16 protein-coding genes are annotated in these 19,868 nt (G+C 63.4%); 8 read left to right on the top strand and 8 right to left on the bottom strand.

Going from position 1 to position 19,868, the window contains the following annotated elements; translation table 11 throughout:
* Positions 1 to 547: 547 nt before the first annotated feature.
* Both JFU57_RS07055 and pdxR read right to left on the bottom strand, forming a co-directional pair.
* A complete protein-coding gene (locus tag JFU57_RS07055) occupies positions 548 to 1,759 on the bottom strand; it encodes a YeeE/YedE family protein (protein ID WP_201128633.1) in 1,212 nt (403 codons plus the stop codon).
* Positions 1,760 to 1,799: 40 nt separating this feature from the next.
* Positions 1,800 to 3,350: a MocR-like pyridoxine biosynthesis transcription factor PdxR gene (gene pdxR, locus JFU57_RS07060; protein WP_201128634.1), complete on the bottom strand. Its 1,551-nt coding sequence runs from the start codon at positions 3,348 to 3,350 to the stop codon at positions 1,800 to 1,802.
* 104 nt (positions 3,351 to 3,454) lie between these two features.
* Here pdxR and JFU57_RS07065 point away from each other — a divergent pair, with 104 nt between their 5' ends.
* The 3 genes from JFU57_RS07065 to JFU57_RS07075 are packed head-to-tail and all read left to right on the top strand — an operon-like array spanning position 3,455 to position 5,219.
* Positions 3,455 to 4,090: an FMN-binding negative transcriptional regulator gene (locus JFU57_RS07065; protein WP_201128635.1), complete on the top strand. Its 636-nt coding sequence runs from the start codon at positions 3,455 to 3,457 to the stop codon at positions 4,088 to 4,090.
* The gene (locus JFU57_RS07070; RefSeq protein WP_201128636.1) at positions 4,087 to 4,533 is read left to right on the top strand and encodes a GNAT family N-acetyltransferase; all 447 of its coding nucleotides are present in this window, start codon (positions 4,087 to 4,089) and stop codon (positions 4,531 to 4,533) included. The genes JFU57_RS07065 and JFU57_RS07070 overlap by 4 nt, the downstream gene beginning before the upstream one ends.
* Before the next feature lie 17 nt (positions 4,534 to 4,550).
* Positions 4,551 to 5,219 carry a GNAT family N-acetyltransferase gene (locus JFU57_RS07075; RefSeq protein WP_078470389.1) on the top strand — a complete coding sequence of 223 codons (669 nt, stop codon included), beginning with the start codon at positions 4,551 to 4,553 and terminating at the stop codon, positions 5,217 to 5,219.
* Between the two features lie 155 nt (positions 5,220 to 5,374).
* Here the strand turns inward: JFU57_RS07075 and JFU57_RS07080 are convergent, their stop codons facing one another.
* Positions 5,375 to 6,274, bottom strand: coding sequence for a homocysteine S-methyltransferase family protein (locus JFU57_RS07080; RefSeq protein WP_201128637.1), 900 nt, complete (start codon positions 6,272 to 6,274; stop codon positions 5,375 to 5,377).
* A 109-nt stretch (positions 6,275 to 6,383) separates the two neighbouring features.
* On the opposite strand from JFU57_RS07080, the gene JFU57_RS07085 reads away from it, so the two are divergent.
* Together JFU57_RS07085 and JFU57_RS07090 are read left to right on the top strand one after the other, a co-directional pair.
* The gene (locus JFU57_RS07085) at positions 6,384 to 7,205 is read left to right on the top strand and encodes an ABC transporter substrate-binding protein (RefSeq protein WP_078470387.1); all 822 of its coding nucleotides are present in this window, start codon (positions 6,384 to 6,386) and stop codon (positions 7,203 to 7,205) included.
* Complete coding sequence (locus JFU57_RS07090; RefSeq protein WP_078470386.1) at positions 7,202 to 8,032, top strand: amino acid ABC transporter permease; 831 nt, start codon at positions 7,202 to 7,204, stop codon at positions 8,030 to 8,032. Before JFU57_RS07085 ends, JFU57_RS07090 begins: the two co-directional genes overlap by 4 nt.
* Before the next feature lie 98 nt (positions 8,033 to 8,130).
* Here JFU57_RS07090 and oadA read toward each other — a convergent pair whose 3' ends face one another.
* Positions 8,131 to 9,939: a sodium-extruding oxaloacetate decarboxylase subunit alpha gene (gene oadA / locus JFU57_RS07095; protein ID WP_078470385.1), complete on the bottom strand. Its 1,809-nt coding sequence runs from the start codon at positions 9,937 to 9,939 to the stop codon at positions 8,131 to 8,133.
* 102 nt (positions 9,940 to 10,041) lie between these two features.
* Positions 10,042 to 11,457, bottom strand: a complete 1,416-nt coding sequence (locus JFU57_RS07100) for an acetyl-CoA carboxylase biotin carboxylase subunit (protein ID WP_020294870.1) — start codon at positions 11,455 to 11,457, stop codon at positions 10,042 to 10,044.
* 190 nt (positions 11,458 to 11,647) lie between these two features.
* On the opposite strand from JFU57_RS07100, the gene JFU57_RS07105 reads away from it, so the two are divergent.
* The gene (locus tag JFU57_RS07105; RefSeq protein WP_020294871.1) at positions 11,648 to 12,610 is read left to right on the top strand and encodes a LysR family transcriptional regulator; all 963 of its coding nucleotides are present in this window, start codon (positions 11,648 to 11,650) and stop codon (positions 12,608 to 12,610) included.
* Here JFU57_RS07105 and JFU57_RS07110 read toward each other — a convergent pair.
* From JFU57_RS07110 to JFU57_RS07120, 3 genes are all read right to left on the bottom strand, one after another.
* Positions 12,552 to 12,764: a PA3496 family putative envelope integrity protein gene (locus JFU57_RS07110; protein WP_201128639.1), complete on the bottom strand. Its 213-nt coding sequence runs from the start codon at positions 12,762 to 12,764 to the stop codon at positions 12,552 to 12,554. The two genes, JFU57_RS07105 and JFU57_RS07110, sit on opposite strands and share 59 nt — an antisense overlap.
* 142 nt (positions 12,765 to 12,906) lie before the next feature.
* Positions 12,907 to 13,773, bottom strand: a complete 867-nt coding sequence (hexR, locus tag JFU57_RS07115) for a transcriptional regulator HexR (RefSeq protein WP_003177007.1) — start codon at positions 13,771 to 13,773, stop codon at positions 12,907 to 12,909.
* Positions 13,774 to 13,945: 172 nt separating this feature from the next.
* On the bottom strand, positions 13,946 to 16,813 hold the full coding sequence (locus JFU57_RS07120; RefSeq protein ID WP_078470382.1) for a GGDEF domain-containing phosphodiesterase: 2,868 nt from the start codon (positions 16,811 to 16,813) through the stop codon (positions 13,946 to 13,948).
* Between the two features lie 246 nt (positions 16,814 to 17,059).
* Between JFU57_RS07120 and uvrD the strand changes: the two genes are divergently transcribed.
* Positions 17,060 to 19,243, top strand: coding sequence for a DNA helicase II (gene uvrD, locus JFU57_RS07125; RefSeq protein WP_201128641.1), 2,184 nt, complete (start codon positions 17,060 to 17,062; stop codon positions 19,241 to 19,243).
* Between the two features lie 100 nt (positions 19,244 to 19,343).
* A complete protein-coding gene (locus JFU57_RS07130; protein ID WP_078470380.1) occupies positions 19,344 to 19,784 on the top strand; it encodes an EamA family transporter in 441 nt (146 codons plus the stop codon).
* The last annotated feature ends 84 nt before the right edge of the window (positions 19,785 to 19,868 follow it).

Raw genomic sequence — 19,868 nt, forward strand, 5'->3', positions numbered from 1 at the left:
ATAAGGGGGGTTACCTGACCCCTGTGGCGAGCGAGCTTGCTCGCGCTGGCTTGCGAAGCAAGCCCAAATCCTGCCGCCGCAGCACACCTGATGCACCGCGATTACCGCCTTTGCGACCGCTTCGCGCTCGAGCGGGAGCAAGCTCCCTCGCCACAAAAGAGCCAAGCGGCAAGCTTCAAGGGGGCTTACCTGACCCCTGTGGCGAGCGAGCTTGCTCGCGCTGGCTTGCGAAGCAAGCCCAAATCCTGCCGCCGCAGCACACCTGATGCACCGCGATTAACGCCTTTGCGACCGCTTCGCGCTCGAGCGGGAGCAAGCTCCCTCGCCACAAAAGAGCCAAGCGGCAAGCTTCAAGGGGGGTTACCTGACCCCTGTGGCGAGCGAGCTTGCTCGCGCTGGCTTGCGAAGCAAGCCCAAATCCTGCCGCCGCAGTACACCTGATGCACCGCGATTACGGCCTTTGCGACCGCTTCGCGCTCGAGCGGGAGCAAGCTCCCTCGCCACAAAAGAGCCAAGCTTGCGGCTTAGGGCTTGAAGCTCGCTGCGCTCAGCAGCCCGTCAGGCCTTGAGGCGTCCGGTCTTCGGCGAAGAACCAGGGGCGCAAGCGTACGCCCACGCCGTTGCCGATAAAGGCGGCTACCAGCCACAGCCAGCCATGCAGGCTGCCGGAGGCGATGCCGCTGAAATAGGCGCCGATGTTGCAGCCATACGCCAGCCGCGAGCCGTAGCCCAGCAGTAATCCACCGAGCACCGCCGCCACCAGGGAACGCCGGGGGATTTTCAGGCTGGGGGCAAAACGCCCGGCCAGCCCGGCCGCCAGCAAGGCCCCAAAGACGATGCCGATGTCCATCACGCTGGTGATGTCCTCCCACACCGGTGCCGCCAGGGCCTTGGCGTTCCCCGGGCTCTGCCAGAACACCCAGCTGCCGACATCCACCCCCAGCCCGCTGGCCACCTTGGCGCCCCACAAGGCAAACGCCGAGGTGATGCCCCAAGGCCGACCCGCCAGGGCCAGGGTGGCGTAATTGAGCAACGCCAGGGCAACCGCGCCCCACACCAGCGGCCAGGGCCCGCGCAGCAGGCGGCGCCAGCCATAGTGATCACTGCTGACAGGGGCTTCCAGGGTGCCGTGGCGGCGTTTTTCCAGGCTCACCGTCAGCCATGCAATCGAGGCGAACACCACCAGGCTCAGCACCAGCGCCGGCAACACGCCCAGGCTCTTGACGATGGAAATCGGCGGCAGCGATGGCAAGGCGAACCACCAATCCACATGCTGGGTGGCGATCAGTGAGCCACAGATGAAAAACAGCAAGGTCACCAACATCCGCGCATTGCCACCGCCCACGGTAAACAGGGTGCCGGAGGCGCAACCGCCGCCCAACTGCATGCCGATGCCGAAGATAAACGCCCCGAAAATCACCGAGACCCCGGCCGGCGCCACCAGCCCGGTCACCGGCTGGCCGAACAGGGTGCCGGCGCCCAATGCCGGGAAGAACAGCAGCACCGCCAGCGCCAGCATCACCATCTGTGCCCGCAGGCCCGCGCCCCGGCGGTCACGGATAAATACGCGCCAGGCCGAGGTGAAACCAAAGGCGGCGTGATACAGAGTCAGCCCCAGCGCGGCGCCCAGCACCAGCAACAGCACCTGCTGCGCACCGACCCGCGCTTGCAGGAACAAGGCAGCAGCGCTCAGTACCAGCAATGCGCACAAAGGCGCGCCGAACTTGCGTTCGGGCGCCGCGGAAAGAGTCTGACTCATGGGCGTTCTCGGCGAAGGAAATGGCCGCGAGTATAAACCCTCAGGCCCGCCAGGCTTTTCGCAAACGCTGCAGGGCGGCTTCGATCTCCGCTTCCGGCACCGCGGCAAACCCCAGCACCAGCCCGGCGCGCTGGTCCGGCGGTTGTGCGGACTCGGGCAACCAGTAGTTGCTCAGCCCGCTGATCTCGACGTCGGCACCGGCCGCCTGAGCGAGCAACTCACGCTCGCGTGCCAGGCTGTCCACCACCAGCGTCAGGTGCAGCCCCGCCGCCACATTCGGCAACGGCCCGACACCCTGGATATCCACAGGCCAGTGAGCGAGCAAAGTATTGCGCCGGCTCAACGCCGCGCGCCGCATGCGCCGGATATGCCGCTGAAAGTGCCCGGCCGCCATGAACTCGGCCATCACCGCCTGGGTGCTGACCTCCGAATGCCGCACATCCACGGCCCGGCGCCGGGCAAAGGCCTGCACCAGCGTCGGCGGCAGCACCAGGTAGCCCAGGCGCAAGGCTGGAAACGCGACCTTGCCGAAGGTGCCGACGTACAGCACTCGACCCTGGCGATCCAGGGCGGCCAGAGGCGCCAGGGGCGCGCCGCTGTAGCGGTACTCGCCGTCGTAGTCGTCTTCGATGATCCAGCCCTGGGTCCGCTCGGCCCAGGCCAGCAATTCCAGGCGCCGGGCCAGGCTCATGATGACCCCGGTCGGGTACTGGTGGGACGGCGTCACATAGGCCAGCCGGCAATCCTCCAGAGCCGCCAGTTGCTGGCAGTCGATCCCCTCCTGGTCCACCGCCACGCCGTGCAGGCGCCCGCCCGCCACCGCGAAGGCGTGACCGGCGGCGCGGTAGCCGGGGTTTTCCACAGCCACGCCGGCTCCCGGCTCCACCAGCAGCTGTGCACAAAGGCTTATTCCCTGCTGCGCGCCACTGGTGATCACTATTTGCTCAGCAGTGCACTGCAAGCCACGGGAACTGCGCAAATAGGCAGCGATCAGCCCACGCAGGCGCGCGTCGCCCGCCGAGTCGCCATAACACAGATGGCGCAGGTCCGGCTTGCGCCAGAAAGCCGCATTCAGCTTGGCCCAGACCTCGAATGGAAACAGATCGAAGGCCGGCACGCCCACCCGAAATGCCCGTGGCGGACCACTGGGCGGGGTCGACAAATGATGCTTTTGCAGCAGCTCCAGCGCCTCGTTGTGGATAACTTTAGCTGGATGTAAATCCAGTGAAATGGCCGATTTTGTGGATAACCCTGTGGGTAAGCCTGTTGATATCCCTGTGGACAGTTTTGTGGATAGTTTTTTGATCGGCAACTGCGCTTCAGGCAGCAACGCCACGTAAGTGCCATCGCCGACCCGCCCTTCGATAAACCCTTCGGCATACAACTGGTCGTAGGCGCGCACCACGCTGTTCCGGGAAATCCCCAGGGCCTGCGCCAAGTCGCGACTGGCGGGCAACCGGGTGCCACCGGCCAGGCGACCGTCCAGCACGCGCAGGCGCAGGGCCTGGTACAGCTGGCGGCTGAGGCCCTGGCGGCGGTCGAGCTCGATACCCGCCGGGTTGAAGGAAAGCGGTAGCGCTGGGCTGTTCATCGGTATGCACCCGAGTAATTGGACCTATGAAATAGACCCAAGATGGCTCTTACAACAGACCATTAGCCTGCCTAGGATGCAGGCATTCGCCAAGGAATTTTTCCATGTACCTACCTCGTGCCTTCGTCGACGACAACCTGGCCAGCCTGCAGCAGCAGATTGCCCAGAGCCGCCTCGCCACCCTGGTCACCCACGGCAAGCTGGGCCTGCAAGCCAGCCATTTGCCGCTGTTGCTGGACCCCGCACAAGGCGCCAATGGCACCCTGTTCGGGCACTTGGCCAAGGCCAATCCGCAATGGCAGGAGCTGGCCGACGGAGCCGAGGCGCTGATGATTTTCAGTGGCGAAGACGCTTACGTCAGCCCGGGCTTTTATCCGAGCAAGGCCGAGCATGGAAAAGTGGTTCCCACCTGGAACTACCTGGCCGTGCATGCCTACGGCAGGGCCGAAGTGTTCAGCGACGGACCACGCCTGCTGGAGCTGGTCAGCGCCCTCACCGAGCGCCACGAGAGCACGCGCAGCGAGCCGTGGAAGGTCACGGACGCCCCCGCCGACTACATCGAGGGCATGCTCAAGGCGATTGTTGGTTTTGCCCTGCCGATCCAGCGCCTGGAGGGCAAGCGCAAGCTCAGCCAGAACCGCAGCCCGGCCGACATTGCCGGCGTGCGCGACGGCTTGGCGGCCAGTGCCGACGTCCGCGATCAACAGCTTTCCCACCTGATGCGCCAAGGAGACTTATGAGCCAGATTCAGATTCGCCCCGTGACCGCCGCCGACCACGCCGCCTGGCTGCCGCTATGGCAAGCCTACCTGCGGTTCTACAACACCGAGCTGGCTGATGAAGTGAGCCACAGCACCTGGCAACGCTTTCTCGACCCGAACGAGCCGACCAACGCGGCCCTGGCCTGGGATGGCGAGCGTGCGGTGGGCATGGTGCATTTCATTTACCACCGCTCCAACTGGAGTATCGAGAACTCCTGCTACCTGCAAGACTTGCTGGTCAGCCCGGAGCAGCGTGGCACCGGCGTCGGTCGCCTGCTGATCGAGTTTGTCTACGCGCAGGCCAAGCACGATGGTGCCTGCAAGGTTCACTGGCTGACCCACGAAACCAACGCCACAGCGATCCAGCTCTACGAGCGCATCGCCGAACGGCCGGGTTTCATTCAGTTTCGCAAAGCCCTTTGAGGTTCAAGGAGAACAGCATGCCGATTTCACCCGCTGACTGGACAGGCGCCCCGGCCCCCTCGGCGACCCTGATCGAAGGGCGCTTCATCCGCCTGGAACGCCTCGACCCGGCGCGCCATGCCGAGCAACTGTGGCAGGCCTTCCAGGGCCCCGGCGCAGACCCCAAGTTGTGGGACTACCTGCCGTACGGGCCTTTTGCGCACGACGCGTTCAATGAATGGCTGAGCAATCATGCGGCCAGCAGCGACCCCTATTTCTTCACCGTGATCGACCGTGCCAGCGGCCAGGCCCAGGGCATGCTGAGCCTGATGTCGATCGTCCCGGCCCAGGGCCGCATCGAGATCGGCCACGTGAGTTTCGGCGCGCCGATGCAACGCTCGCCCAAAAGCACCGAGGCGGTCTACCTGCTGGCCAAGGAAGCCTTCGACCTGGGCTACCGGCGTCTGGAATGGAAGTGCAACAACGACAACGCCCGCTCGCGCCAGGCTGCCGAACGCCTGGGCTTCAGCTTCGAAGGGGTGTTCCGTCAGCACATGGTCGCCAAGGGCAAGAACCGCGACACCGCGTGGTTTTCGATCCTCGACTCGGAGTGGCCAACGATCGGCGCAGGGTTCGAGCGCTGGCTGAGCGAAGACAATCAGAGCGGCGCAGGCCAGCGCAAAACCCTGGCCGAATGCCGAGCCTGATACACGGCGCCCGATAGCCAAATCGACGCTGTCCTGCAGGGCCAGCGCGGCCTCGTACCTCGGCAGCGGCTACACCCTGTAGCCGCTGCCGAAGGCTGCGCTGGCCTTGATGGACGCCGTGATTCGTCAGCCCAATTGGGCTTTGTTTTTCGCGGTCAGCGCAGCTTTTGCGCCAGGACGGCGATGTGTTCCGGGCCGATGCCGCAGCAACCACCCAGGTGGCTGGCGCCGCGTTGTTGCCAATCGGCCGCCCAGCGCAGGTAGCCCGGCGGGTCCAGGTCTTCACGCAGCGGGTCGAGGCCGTCGTTGGCCGTGGCTTCCTCGGGTTGCGGCGGGAAGGCATTGGCGTAGGCACCGATATGGATCTTCAACCCCAGACGCTCGAAGGTCGCACGCGCAGCATCAATCGCATCACCAATCACTTCCGGCTGGCTGCAGTTGAACAGCAGGGTCTCCACACCCAGCTCGGCGGCTACTGCTGCCGCTTCGGCCACCGGCTCGCCGGAACGCAGGCGCGGCACGGCGTCGGTGTCTTCATCCTTCAAGGTAAAGGACAACCAGAACGGCTTGCCGTCTTCAGGCAGGCCGGCATGAATCGCCCGCGCCTCGACGATGGAGCTCTGGGTTTCCGCCAGCCACAGGTCGACGTGGGGTGCCAGGCCGTTGACCAGCGGCGCCAGCAAGTCTGCAGCCCGCGAGGCATCGAACAAGTCCGGACGATAAGAACCAAACAGCGGCGGCAGCGAACCTGCGACCCGCACGCTCTTGCCCGAGGCATCCGCCGCACGCCGCGCCAGCTCGCCGGCCAGGGCCGCCAGGGCCTGCCCTTCAGCGGCAAAACGCTCTTCGCCAATATGGAACGGCACCACCGCATAACTGTTGCTGGTGATGACGTTGGCGCCGCTGTCGATATACGCCGCATGCACGGCTTCCACCGCTTGCGGCGCCTCGCTCAAGGCCAGGGCCGACCACTCGGGCTGCCGAAACGGCGCCCCGCGGCGTTGCAGTTCGCGGCCCATGCCGCCATCCAGAATTACCGTGCTGCCTGCGCCCATATGCCTTTTACTCATATGCTTATGAAAATAACTCACTACCGGAGTGGTTCTTATAACTATTAAATACGCACCATTCGGTTAATCACAACCTTTTTCAGTCAGGATTTCCATGAACTTCAAACCGTTATTGGCCCTGGGCCTGACCTTGCTCGCCGCCTCTTCCCAGGCGTTCGCCGGTGCCACCCTGGACCGCATCGAGCAGAAAAAGGAGTTGGTCGGCGTGTTGATGGAAAGCTATCCGCCCTTTTCCTTCCTCAATGATCAGAACCAGCTGGACGGCTTCGACGTCGACGTGGCCAAGGCCGTCGCCGCCAAACTGGGGGTCAAGCTGCGCCTGGAAACTCCTTCCTGGGACGTGATCGCCGCCGGTCGCTGGAGCGGTCGCTACGATATCTGCATCTGCTCCATGACCCCGAGCAAGGCCCGCGCCGAAGTCTTCGACTTCCCGGTGGAGTACTACGCCTCGCCGGCGGTGATCGTGGTCAACGCCAAGGACGATCGCATCCACGGGGCCAAAGACCTGAGCGACAAGAAAGTCGGCCTCACCAGCGCCTCCAGCTATGAAAGCTACCTGAACAAGAACCTGGTGATCGAAGGCGCCGAAGACACCCAATTGCAGTACCCGTTCGAGAACGTGCAGATCGCCCCGTACGACACCGACAACGTCGCCTTCCAGGACCTGGGCCTGGGTGCCGGCGTGCGCCTGGACGCGATCCTCACCAACCTGGTGACCGCACAACCGCGCCTGACCCAGGACAAACGCTTCAAGCTGGCCGGCGAGCCGCTCTACTCCGAACCCAACTCGGTGGCCATCGAGAAAGGCGACGCCCAGTGGAACAGCAAGGTGCGTGAAGTCTTCGCTCAGTTGAAACAGGACGGCACTCTGAGCAAACTGTCGGACAAATGGATCGGCGCCGATATCAGTAAATGACCTCTCTCTCGCAACCACCTCAGCCACCGCAACCGGTGGCTGAGTCGTTTCTCAAACGCCTGCTGGGTTTTCGCACACGCCTGTACCTGACCTGGGCGTTGCTGTTCTTGCTGTTTGTCGGGTTCTTCCTGAGCTTTGACCTGAAATTCGCGATCATCCTGGAAAAATTCCCCAACCTGGCGGGCTTTCGCCTGGGGCCCAATGGCTTCCTGCAAGGCGCGGCGCTGACCTTGTTCCTGTGCCTGTGCTCGATGCTGGCGTCGGTGCTGCTGGGCTTCGCCGCCGCCCTGGCGCGTCTGTCCAGCAGCGCCGTGCTGTTCGGCATCGCCAGCTTCTACACCTCATTCTTTCGCGGCACCCCGCTGCTGATCCAGATCATGCTGATCTACCTGGGCATGCCCCAGTTGGGCGTGGTGCCGGGCGCGATCGCGGCCGGGATCATCGCCCTGTCCCTGAACTACGGGGCCTATCTCAGCGAAATCTTCCGTGCGGGCATCATCGGCGTCGCTCAGGGCCAACGCCAGGCGGCACTGGCCCTGGGCATGCGCCCGACGACCATTTTCTGGCACGTGACCCTGCCTCAGGCGATGCGCACCATCATCCCGCCCACGGCCAACCAGTTCATTTCGATGCTCAAGGACTCGTCGCTGATTTCGGTGATGGGGGTTTGGGAAGTGATGTTCCTGGCCCAGTCCTACGGCCGCTCCAGCTACCGCTACCTGGAAATGCTGACCACCGCGGCGGTGATCTACTGGCTGATGTCCTTCGCCCTGGAACTGGTCCAGGCCCGCCTGGAGCGCTATTACGGCAAGGGCCATCAGCGCTAGGCACTCAACTGAACGGGCATGCGCAGGTTTTTTCCTCGCAAAAAAAAAGGGGAGCAAATGCCCCCCCCGAGGTAAAACGTTGCAGATGAAGGCTTAGATCAGCCCTCGATCTCGATCAGGATCTCGCCCGGGTTGACCCGGTCGCCCTTGGCCACGTGGATGGCGGTCACCTTGCCGGCGATGGCCGACTGGACTTCGGTTTCCATCTTCATCGCTTCGGTGATCAATACCGCCTGGCCGGCCTTGACCACGTCGCCTTCCTTGACCAGCACGTCGACGATGTTGCCCGGCATGGTGGTGCTGACGTGGCCCGGCGCCGTGGCCTGTTTGCGTTTGCTGCTGCCGCCGCCGACAAATTCGTTGAGCGGCTCGAACACCACTTCTTCCGGCATGCCGTCGATCGACAGGTAGAAGTGGCGCTTGCCTTCGGCCTTGACCCCGACCCCGGTGATATCGACGCGGTAGGTTTCGCCGTGGACGTCGATGACGAACTCGGTGGGCACGCCCTCGCCGCCCGCCTTGCTGACGCCACCGGCTTCGGGGATCGGCAGCAGCACTTCCGGAACCAGGGTGCCGGCCTCGCGCTCTTCGAGGAACTTGCGCCCGATATCCGGGAACATGGCGTAGGTCAGCACGTCTTCTTCGGACTTGGCCAGGGCGCCGATTTCACCGCGCAGCTTGGTCATCTCAGGTTTCAGCAGGTCGGCCGGGCGCACGTCGATCACGTCTTCGCTGCCGATGGCCTGGCGCCGCAGTTTTTCGTCGACTTCACCTGGAGCCTTGCCGTAGCCGCCTTGCAGGTAGAGCTTCACTTCGTTGGTGATGGTCTTGTAGCGCTCGCCGGCCAGGACGTTGAAGAACGCCTGGGTGCCGACGATCTGCGAGGTCGGGGTCACCAGCGGCGGGTAGCCGAGGTCGTGACGGACCCGCGGGATCTCGGCCAGCACTTCGCTCATGCGGTTCAGCGCGCCCTGCTCTTTGAGCTGGTTGGCCAGGTTGGAGATCATCCCGCCCGGTACCTGGTTGACCTGTACCCGGGTGTCGACCGCGGTGAATTCGCTTTCGAACTGGTGGTACTTCTTGCGCACGGCGTAGAAGTACAGACCGATTTCCTGCAGCAGCTCCAGGTTCAGGCCGGTGTCGAATTCGCTGCCTTTAAGGGCCGCGACCATGGACTCGGTGCCCGGGTGGCTGGTGCCCCAGGCGAAGCTGGAGATGGCGGTGTCGATATGGTCGGCGCCGTTCTCGATGGCCTTGAGCTGGCACATCGCGGCCAGGCCTGCGGTGTCGTGGGAATGGATGAACACCGGCAGCGACTGCTCGGCTTTCAGCGCCTTTACCAGCTCGCCAGTGGCATAGGGCGTCAGCAGGCCGGCCATGTCCTTGATGGCCACCGAGTCGCAACCCATGGCTTCCATTTGCTTGGCCTGGGCGACGAAGGCCTCGATGGTGTGCACCGGGCTGGTGGTGTAGGCGATGGTGCCCTGGGCGTGCTTGCCGGCGGCTTTTACCGCTTCGATGGCGACCCGCAGGTTACGCACGTCGTTCATGGCGTCGAAGATGCGGAACACGTCGATGCCATTGACCGCAGCCTTGGCCACGAATGCGCGGACCACATCGTCGCTGTAATGGCGGTAGCCCAGCAGGTTCTGCCCGCGCAGGAGCATTTGCAGACGGGTATTGGGCAATGCCGCGCGCAGTTGGCGCAGGCGCTCCCACGGATCTTCTTTGAGAAACCGCACGCAGGCGTCGAAAGTCGCGCCGCCCCAGACTTCCAGGGACCAGTAGCCGACCTTGTCGAGCTTGTCGCAGATCGGCAGCATGTCGTCGGTGCGCATGCGGGTGGCCAGCAGAGACTGGTGGGCGTCGCGCAGGATGGTGTCGGTAACGAAGATTTTCTTAGTCATGTTCGGATCTCCTCATAGCTACAAGTTTCAAGCTACAAGCTGCAGGTAAAAGCCAATCTGCTCTTACCGCCGCTTGCAGCTGAAAGCTTGCAACTGCTTCATTCATAGGCCTGCGTGGGCGGCGATGGCGGCGGCGATGGCCAGGGCCAGCTCTTCGGGTTTGCGCTTGATCGAGTAGTTGGTCAGTTCAGGGTGGCTCTCAACGAAGCTGGTGTTGAACTGGCCGCTACGGAATTCCGGGTTACGCAGGATTTCCTGGTAATAGGCCGCCGTGGTCTTCACGCCTTGCAGGCGCATGTCGTCCAGGGCACGCAGGCCGCGGTCCATCGCTTCTTCCCAGGTCAGGGCCCAGACCACCAGTTTCAGGCACATGGAGTCGTAGAACGGCGGAATGGTGTAGCCGGTGTAGATCGCCGTATCGGTACGTACGCCGGGGCCGCCGGGTGCGTAATAACGGGTGATCTTGCCGAAGCTGGGCAGGAAGTTGTTTTTCGGGTCTTCGGCATTGATCCGGAACTGCAGCGCGAAGCCGCGATGCTGGATGTCTTCCTGCTTTACCGAAAGCGGCAGGCCGGAAGCGATGCGGATCTGTTCGCGGACGATATCGATGCCGGTGATTTCTTCGGTGATGGTGTGTTCCACCTGCACCCGGGTGTTCATCTCCATGAAGTACACCTCGCCCTCGGCGAGCAGGAACTCCACGGTGCCGGCGTTCTCGTAGCCCACGGCCTTGGCGGCGCGCACCGACAGGTCGCCGATATAGGCGCGCTGTTCAGGGGTCAGTTGCGGGCTGGGGGCGATCTCGATCAGCTTCTGGTTGCGGCGCTGGATCGAGCAGTCACGCTCGAACAGGTGCACCACGTTGCCAAAGCTGTCGCCGAGGATCTGCGCTTCGATGTGCTTGGGATTGACGATGCACTTTTCGAGGAACACTTCCGCCGAACCGAAGGCCTTGGTGGCCTCGGAAATCACCCGGGGGAAGGCTTGTTCAAGTTCTTCACGGCTGTTGCAACGACGAATGCCGCGGCCGCCACCGCCGGAGGTGGCCTTGAGCATCACCGGGTAGCCAATGCGGTCGCCCTCGGTCAAGGCTTCGGCGATGTCCGCGACGTTGCCTTCGGTGCCCGGGGTCACCGGCACGCCGGCCTTGATCATGCTGCGGCGGGCTTCGGTCTTGTCGCCCATGCGCCGGATCACTTCCGCCGAAGGGCCGATGAATTTGATGCCACGCTCGGCGCAGATGTCCGCCAGCTCGGCGTTTTCCGAGAGGAAACCGTAGCCGGGGTGCAGTGCGTCGCAGCCGGTTTCCACCGCCAGGTTCACCAGCTTGCGCGGGTTGAGGTAACCGGCCAGCGGTTCGGCGCCGATGCTATGCGCCTCGTCCGCGCGCTTCACATGCAAGGCATGGCGATCGGCGTCGGAATAGATCGCGACCGAACGGATGCCCATCTCGGCGCAGGCACGCACGATTCGTACGGCAATCTCACCACGGTTGGCGATCAGGATCTTTTTTATCACTTGGAGGTTCCCTTGAGCCGTTGAAACACACGACCTGCTAGACCAGGTCGGCGCGTGACCAAATGTTTCAAGTCAGTCGCTGCGCCACACTATGCCTATGGAGGGATTAACAAAAATCAATAATTATTGGGTCGACCATAAGTAAAGACTTATAGTTGGCCAATCAGCCTGCGGCGCGAGACCTAAAATAATGCGTAAGTCCTTGATGCGTATGACATTACGCCAGCTTCAGATCTTCAATGAGGTCTGTGATTTACGCTCTTACAGTCGCGCCGCCGAAGAGATGTCCCTGACTCAGCCCGCCGTGAGCCTGCAGATCCGCCAGCTGGAAGAGCTGATCGGCCAGCCGCTGTTCGATTACGTCGGCAAGAAGCTGTACATGACCGAGGCCGCCGAAGCCCTGCAACGGGCCAGTCGCGACATTTTCGGACGCCTGGAAAACCTCGACATGCAGCTCTCGGACATGCAGGGATCATTACAGGGCCAGCTGAAACTGGCGGTGGAATCGAGCGCCAAATACTTCGTGCCGCACTTGTTCGCCGCCTTCAAGCGCCAGCACCCGGAGGTCAACCTGCAACTGACCGTGGTCAATCGCGGACAGGTGATCCGCCGTCTTTCGGACAACCGTGACGACCTGGTGATCATGTCCATGGTGCCGCAGGACATGGGCCTGGAGTTTCTGCCTTTCCTCAACAACCCGATCGTGGCCGTGGCGCCCCCCGAGCACCCGCTGTGCCATATGGGGCCGCTGCGCCTGCAGGACCTGGAGCCCTACAACCTGCTGGTGCGTGAACAGGGGTCGGGAACGCGGATGGCCTGCGAGGAATACTTCAAGGAGAAGCGCGTGCACTTCACCCAGACCCTGGAAGTGTCATCGGCCGAGGCCCAGCGCGAATGCGTGCGAGCGGGTCTGGGCGTGGCCTTGTTGACGCGCCACGCCCTGAACCTTGAGTTGGCGACGGGGGGGCTCATCGAGCTGCCCGTCGAAGAGCTGCCGTTGTACCGCAGCTGGTGCCTGGTGCAGGCCAAGGCCAAGCGCCTGTCACCGGTAGCGCATGCGTTCCTGGGGTTTATCCGCAGCGAACGGGTGCAGATCAGCGTGCTGGTTGAGCGTTTCGACGGGAAGTTGTCGGTGCCGCCTGCCAGTAATTGATGGCTTCAAGCTCCGGGTAATCGTTGATCTCCTGCTGCAGTTGACGCAACTCACAGCGGTGTTCGATCGCGCGGCGAAACTCCATGCGGCGCTGGTCTTCCTGCTGACGACGGGTCTTGACTACGCTGTTGCTCTCTTCGTAAGGCCGGGCCATTTCTAGTCTCCCAATGCGAGTACGGGAGTTTCACGATGGACGTCGGGCGTTACGGTTTGGCGGCGGGTCAGTGACAGAGAGATGAATGTTGCCCAGTGGTGGGCCGCTCGAATGGCGCCCACCTCAGGCGGTGCAGCCAGACTCAGTCGTCCAGTGCTTTGACCGATTTTGGCGACAGGCGCAGGCTGCGCAAGCTGCGTTTGACGCTTTTCAGGTGGTTGACCAGGCTCGGCCCGCGGGCCATGGCCACGCCCATGGCCAGCACGTCGATCACCACCAGGTGAGCGATACGCGAGGTCAGCGGGGTGTAGATTTCGGTGTCTTCATGCACGTCGATCGCCAGGTTGACGGTCGACAGCTCGGCCAGAGGCGTCTGGCTCGGGCACAGGGTGATCAGCGAGGCGCCGCTTTCGCGCACCAGGTTGGCGGTGATCAGCAGGTCCTTGGAACGCCCGGACTGGGAAATGCAGATCGCCACATCGGTGGGCTTCAGGGTCACCGCCGACATCGCCTGCATATGCGGGTCGGAATACGCCGCCGCCGTCAGCAGCAGGCGAAAGAACTTGTGCTGGGCATCTGCCGCCACTGCGCCCGACGCGCCGAAGCCGTAGAACTCCACGCGCTGGGCCTGGGACATGGCGGTCACGGCCTTCTGCAACTCCACCGGGTCGAGCTTCTCGCGCACTTCCATCAGGGTGTGCAGGGTGGTGTCGAAGATTTTCAGGCTGTAGTCGGCGACGGAATCGTCTTCATGGATCGCGAACTGGCCGAAGCTGGCACCGGCGGCCAGGCTTTGCGCCAGCTTGAGTTTCAGGTCCTGGAAGCCCGAACAACCGATGGCGCGGCAGAAACGCACGATGGTCGGTTCGCTGATGCCGACGCTATGGGCCAGGTCGGCCATGGAGCTGTGCATCACAGCCGCAGGATCGAGCAACACATGATCGGCGACCTTGAGCTCCGACTTGCGCAAGAGATGGCGTGACTGGGCGATGTGCTGCAACAGATTCAAAGGGCTGGACTCATTGTTATTGGCAGGCGCCAGGGATGTAGCAGTTTTGTAGTTATACTACATGAATCCGTTTTTTGCCCGCGCAATGCGTAACTGAATCAGCTTTACGTCCCCTATTTTGGCTGGGTCCGCTGTATGTAGCTGCCAGGGCGGCCCGCGCCTGCGGCAGTGCCTACAAGGCGGCGTCGGCTCGGAGTAATGCCGCCAGGCCTTCTGCTTCGACGGGGCGGCTGATCAGGTAACCCTGCACTTCGTCACACTGCTCGGCCTTGAGAAATGCCAGTTGCCCCGGATGCTCGACGCCCTCGGCCACCACCTTCAGCGACAGGCCGTGGGCCATGGCAATGATCGCCCGGGTAATCGCCGCATCCGCGCTGCCCTCCGTCAGGCCACGGATAAACGCCTGATCGATCTTCACGTAGTCCACCGGGATCCGCTTGAGGTAACTCAGGGACGAATACCCGGTGCCAAAATCGTCGATCGCCAGCTTCACCCCCAGGCCTCGCAGCTGCTGAAAGGTCGAGATGATGTGTTCGACGCTGTCGAGCAACTGGCTTTCGGTCAGCTCAAGCTCCAGGTATTGCGGCTCCAGGCCGGTTTCTTCCAGCACCTGGCGCACCAGACTCACCAACTTGCCCTGGCGCAGCTGATACACCGACAGATTGACCGAGACCCGAATCGGCGCCAGCCCCTGGCGCTGCCATTCACACGCCTGCCAGCAGGCCTGGCGCAACACGAACTCGCCGATCGGCCCGATCAGCCCGGTTTCTTCGGCCAGGCCGATAAAGTCCCCCGGCGGTACCCGGCCCATGGTCGGGTGATCCCAGCGTACCAACGCCTCGGCGGCATTCAGATGGCCGCTGGCCAGGCACAGCTTGGGTTGATAGAAGACTTTCAGTTGCTGTTCGTCGATGGCCTTGCGCAGCTGGTTTTCCAATTGCAGGCGCTCCAGGGTGCTGGCCTGCAGACTCTCGGTGTAAAACTGGAAATTATTCCCCCCCAGGTGCTTGGCGTACTGCATGGCCATGTTCGACTGGCTGATCAGCGCGGAAATCTCCCGCGCACTATCGGGCAGCAGGCTGATGCCCATGGACGCGCTGACCACCAGCTCGTGGCCGTCCACGGTCAGCGGCAGGCGCAGCTTGCTCAGTAAACGGGTGGCGACCCGGGTCAGGCTCGACAGGCTGCCGTAGGCATCGAACAGCACCGCAAACTCATCGCCGGACAAGCGGGCGATGGTGTCGGCTTCCGGCAGCGCATTGATCAGGCGCCGGGCCATTTTCTGCAACAGCTGGTCGGCCACGTCATGCCCGAGGCTGTCATTGAGCAACTTGAAGCGGTCCAGGTTGATGTGAACCAGGGCCAGGCTGCGCCCGCCCTGGCGCACCCGCAGATGGGCGTCGCGCAGGCGCTCGCGAAACAGCGAGCGGTTGGCCAGGCCGGTGAGTTCGTCGTAGTGGGTCAGGTAGCGCATGCGCTCTTCGGACTCGCGCCGCGCCGACAGATCGGCGAAGAAGCCGACGATATGGCTGACCTGCCCGCGCTTGTCGCGGACCATGCTCAGTTGCAGCCACTGCGGGTACAGCTCGCCATTCTTGCGCGCCTCCACCAACTCGCCCTGCCAACTGCCGTGCTGCTCCAGGGCCTGGCGGATCGCCGGGTAGTGGCGACGCGCATCGCGGCTGCACGGCAGCTCCACGACATTGCGCCCGAGCATGTCTTCGATCTGATAGCCGGTGACGCGGCTGAATGCCTGGTTGATCGCGATCAATGCGTAATCCGGGTCGAGAATCACGATGCCTTCGCTGGCGGCCTCGAACACAGTGGCGGCCAGGTTGCGCTGCTCTTCCAGCTCCTTGCTGGTGCTGATGTCGCGCCGGGTGCCGACCATGCGCGTCACCCGTCCGCTGGCGCTACGCTCCACCGCTCGGCCACGGTCCTCGATCCAGACCCAATGGCCGGCACCGTGGCGCACCCGGTATTCAACTTGATAATCCTCGCTGCGGCCCTTGAGGTGCTCCACCAGGGCGCGCCTGAGCAGCGGCAGGTCCTCGGGGTGCAGGCGGGGCTTGAGGTGGCTGAGCATCGCCGTGACGTAGTCGGGCTCCAGCCCGAACAGCTCCTTGACCTGGGTGTGGTGCACTTCGTCGGTCTGCAGGTTCCAGTCCCACAGCCCCAACTCACTGGCCTTGAGCGCCAGGGCCAGGCGCGCCTCGCTCTTGCTCAGGGCCTTGTTGGCCGCGTCCAGCTCCAGGCTGCGCTCGGCGACCCGGCCTTCAAGGCTGACCTGGGCTTCGCGCAGTTCATCTTCGGCGCGCCGGCGCTGTTCAATCTCGCGGGCCAGCTCGCTGTTGAGCTGCTCGCTGCGGCTTTGCGCCTGCTGCAGGTGCTCGATCAGCGCCTGGTTCTGGAAACGCCGCAGCATGCCACGGTGGATCAGGCGATGAACCTGCCAGGCCACCACACTCAATGACACCAGCAGAATCAGCCCCAGCCAGCCCCAGCCGCGCTGTTGCTGGTCGCCGCCCCAGAACAGATAGGCGATGGCCGGCAACAGACAGGGCAAGGTAAAGGACAGGAAGGCCGGCAGGCTGACGGCATAGGAAACGCTGGCGGAGAGAATCGCTGCGCCGATCAGGCCGAAGACCCAGGCCTGCTGCAGGAAACTGTCGGCAGGCACCAGGGCGATAGCGGCGCAGGCCAGGGTCAGGCCACTGACCGCAGACCCCATCAGAAACATCCGCCGCCACACCGCGTGTGCCTGGCGGCTGGGCATGGCGGAATCGAACGCCGCCACCTGGATCACCCGCAGCGCCACCAGGGCCAGCAGCCAGACCATCCACACACTGACCAGCAAGTACCGCTCGGGGCTCCACAGCAACCAGGCGCAGACCAGACCGTTGAGCAACATGAAGAGTGTGGGCAGCAATGAGCCCTGATAAAGCAGACGCGTGCGCTCGACCGCCATCTCCATGGCGTAGTGCTGGCGGATAACCCGCGGCTCCACAAAAGGACCGCTCAGGTCGGTGCTGAGTGTCATAGGCAGTGTTCTTATAATGGTTGAGCCTGAAACGTCGCCGGAGCATACACAAGCAATAGCCCGTACCAAACTGCTCCAGATCATAAATCGCTAAAACAAATCCCCCGCCGGTACTGCATAAAACCGTACAGGCGAGCACTGCCAACGGCTGCAGCCTGTGACCGACCGGTCGTCATCCACGGTAGTTTTATCGGCTAAACCAACGCCGGGTTTGCCCGGTGTCGCCCGGCCCCCTAGAATGCCCCGATGCGCGATGACCTCTCCCTTCTGCTGAACTCCCTCAACGATGCCCAACGCCAGGCCGTAGCTGCCTCCGTGGGTCGTCAGTTGGTCCTGGCCGGTGCTGGATCCGGTAAAACCCGTGTGCTGGTGCACCGTATCGCCTGGTTGATCCAGGTCGAGAACGCCTCGCCACACTCCATCCTGTCGGTGACCTTCACCAACAAGGCGGCTGCCGAGATGCGCCATCGCATCGAGCAGTTGATGGGGATCAACCCGGCCGGCATGTGGGTCGGCACCTTCCACGGCCTGGCGCACCGCCTGTTGCGTGCCCATTGGCAGGAAGCGGGCTTGAGCCAGACCTTCCAGATCCTCGACAGCGACGACCAGCAACGCCTGGTCAAGCGTGTGATCCGCGACCTGGGGCTGGATGAACAGCGCTGGCCGGCACGCCAGGCGCAATGGTTTATCAACGGCCAGAAAGACGAAGGCCTGCGTCCGCAACATATTCAAGCCAGCGGCGATCTGTTCCTGGCCACCATGCGCAGCATCTATGAGGCCTACGAGGCGGCCTGCCTGCGCGCCGGGGTCATCGACTTCTCCGAACTGCTGCTGCGCGCCCTGGACCTGTGGCGCGACCACCCGGGCTTGCTCGCGCACTACCAGAAGCGCTTCCGCCATGTGCTGGTGGATGAGTTCCAGGACACCAACGCCGTGCAGTACGCCTGGTTGCGCCTGCTGGCCAAGGGCGGTGACAGCCTGATGGTGGTGGGCGACGACGACCAGTCGATCTACGGCTGGCGCGGCGCGAAAATCGAGAACATTCACCAGTATTCCGAAGATTTCCCGGACGCCGAAACCATTCGCCTGGAGCAGAACTACCGCTCCACGGCCGGCATCCTCAAAGCCGCCAACGCCCTGATCGCCAACAACACCGGGCGCCTGGGCAAGGAGTTGTGGACCGACGGCGGCGAAGGCGAAGCCATCAACCTGTACGCCGCCTTCAACGAGCACGACGAAGCGCGCTACGTGGTGGAAACCATCGAAAGCGCGCTGAAAACCGGCCTGGCCCGCAGCGACATTGCCATTTTGTATCGCTCCAACGCCCAGTCCCGGGTGCTGGAAGAGGCCTTGCTGCGCGAACGCATCCCGTACCGCATCTACGGCGGCCAGCGCTTCTTCGAACGTGCTGAAATCAAGAACGCCATGGCCTACCTGCGCCTGCTCGAAGGCCGGGGCAACGATGCCGCGCTTGAGCGGGTGATCAACGTCCCGGCGCGTGGCATCGGCGAAAAGACCGTCGAAGCGATCCGCGAACACGCGCGCCACAGCGACGTGTCGATGTGGGAAGCCATGCGCCAGCTGGTGGCCAACAAGGGCCTGACCGGTCGCGCTGCCGGCGCCTTGGGCGGCTTTATCGAACTGATCGAGAACCTCGCGGCAAAAACCGCCGAGATGCCGCTGCACCTGATGACCCAGACGGTGATCGAGCAATCCGGGCTTATTGCCTACCACGAGGCGGAAAAAGGCGAAAAAGGCCAGGCCCGGGTAGAAAACCTTGAGGAACTGGTCAGCGCCGCACGCAACTTCGAAAACACCGAAGAAGACGAGGAGCTGACACCACTGGCTGCGTTCCTCGGCCATGCGTCCCTGGAAGCCGGCGACACCCAGGCCGACGAGCACGAAGACGGCATCCAGCTGATGACCTTGCACAGCGCCAAGGGCCTGGAATTCCCCTACGTGTTCCTGGTGGGCATGGAAGAAGGCCTGTTCCCGCACAAGATGAGCCTGGAAGAGCCCGGGCGCCTTGAAGAAGAACGGCGCCTGGCCTACGTCGGCATCACCCGGGCGATGCAGAACCTGGTCATGACCTATGCCGAGACCCGCCGCCTGTATGGCAGCGAGACCTACAACAAGGTCTCGCGCTTCGTCCGCGAAGTGCCCAAGGGGCTGATCCAGGAAGTGCGCCTGTCCAACAGCGTCAGCCGTCCCTTCGGTGGTGGCCAGCAGCAGAGCTCCAGCAGCCTGTTTGGTGGCAGTGAGATCCCGGACACCGGCTTCAGACTGGGCCAGGCCGTGCGCCACGCCGTGTTTGGCGACGGGGTGATCCTCAACTTCGAGGGCGCCGGGGCCCAGGCACGGGTCCAGGTCAACTTCAGCGAAGGCAGCAAGTGGCTGATGCTGGGTTACGCCAAGCTGGAAGCCATCTGAGCCCAGCGGAAGGCGGTGCGCCGGTGCGAGCCGGCACCCGCTGACCACGGCTGGCGCGCTCGCCCTCAAGCGTCCTTATATAAGGAAGAGGAACATCCCCATGGGCACAGGCTTTTTTTCCTCCTGGACATTCTGGGCCCTGCTATCGGCGACATTCGCCGCGCTGACGGCGATCTTCGCCAAAATCGGTATCGAGAACGTCAATTCCGACTTCGCCACCCTGCTGCGAACCGTAGTGGTTCTGGTGAGCCTGGCCTTGATTTTGTACGCCACGGGCCAATATCAGTCACTGGGATCGATCTCGGGCAAAAGCTACCTGTTCCTGGTGCTGTCCGGCCTGGCCACCGGTGCTTCCTGGCTGTGCTACTTCCGCGCGCTGAAGCTGGGCCCGGCCTCGCTGGTCGCGCCGGTCGACAAACTCAGCGTGGTGTTGGTCGCCCTGTTGGGCGCCGCGCTGCTGGGGGAGAAGCTCGACCTGCGGCAATGGGGTGGAATCGGACTGATCACCGCAGGCGTGGTGATGCTGGCGCTACGCCGCTAGGCACGGTTGCACTGAACCCACCCGTCGCCCGCCGGGTCCCAGATATACGTCCTCTTGCCCCGGCTGAAACTGAACCCAGCCTGT

The sequence above is a fragment of the Pseudomonas sp. TH07 genome, assembly GCF_016651285.1.
Taxonomy (GTDB): Bacteria; Pseudomonadota; Gammaproteobacteria; order Pseudomonadales; family Pseudomonadaceae; genus Aquipseudomonas.

Excerpts from the sequence above, each read along its gene's own strand:
- JFU57_RS07075 (WP_078470389.1), top strand. The coding sequence starts at position 4,551 with ATGCCGATTTCACCCGCTGACTGGACAGGCGCCCCGGCCCCCTCGGCG.
- JFU57_RS07070 (WP_201128636.1), top strand. The coding sequence starts at position 4,087 with ATGAGCCAGATTCAGATTCGCCCCGTGACCGCCGCCGACCACGCCGCC.
- JFU57_RS07130 (WP_078470380.1), top strand. The coding sequence starts at position 19,344 with ATGGGCACAGGCTTTTTTTCCTCCTGGACATTCTGGGCCCTGCTATCG.
- oadA (WP_078470385.1), bottom strand. The coding sequence starts at position 9,939 with ATGACTAAGAAAATCTTCGTTACCGACACCATCCTGCGCGACGCCCAC.
- pdxR (WP_201128634.1), bottom strand. The coding sequence starts at position 3,350 with ATGAACAGCCCAGCGCTACCGCTTTCCTTCAACCCGGCGGGTATCGAG.
- uvrD (WP_201128641.1), top strand. The coding sequence starts at position 17,060 with ATGCGCGATGACCTCTCCCTTCTGCTGAACTCCCTCAACGATGCCCAA.
- JFU57_RS07085 (WP_078470387.1), top strand. The coding sequence starts at position 6,384 with ATGAACTTCAAACCGTTATTGGCCCTGGGCCTGACCTTGCTCGCCGCC.
- JFU57_RS07065 (WP_201128635.1), top strand. The coding sequence starts at position 3,455 with ATGTACCTACCTCGTGCCTTCGTCGACGACAACCTGGCCAGCCTGCAG.
- JFU57_RS07055 (WP_201128633.1), bottom strand. The coding sequence starts at position 1,759 with ATGAGTCAGACTCTTTCCGCGGCGCCCGAACGCAAGTTCGGCGCGCCT.
- JFU57_RS07120 (WP_078470382.1), bottom strand. The coding sequence starts at position 16,813 with ATGACACTCAGCACCGACCTGAGCGGTCCTTTTGTGGAGCCGCGGGTT.
- JFU57_RS07105 (WP_020294871.1), top strand. The coding sequence starts at position 11,648 with ATGCGTAAGTCCTTGATGCGTATGACATTACGCCAGCTTCAGATCTTC.
- JFU57_RS07080 (WP_201128637.1), bottom strand. The coding sequence starts at position 6,274 with ATGGGCGCAGGCAGCACGGTAATTCTGGATGGCGGCATGGGCCGCGAA.
- JFU57_RS07110 (WP_201128639.1), bottom strand. The coding sequence starts at position 12,764 with ATGGCCCGGCCTTACGAAGAGAGCAACAGCGTAGTCAAGACCCGTCGT.
- JFU57_RS07090 (WP_078470386.1), top strand. The coding sequence starts at position 7,202 with ATGACCTCTCTCTCGCAACCACCTCAGCCACCGCAACCGGTGGCTGAG.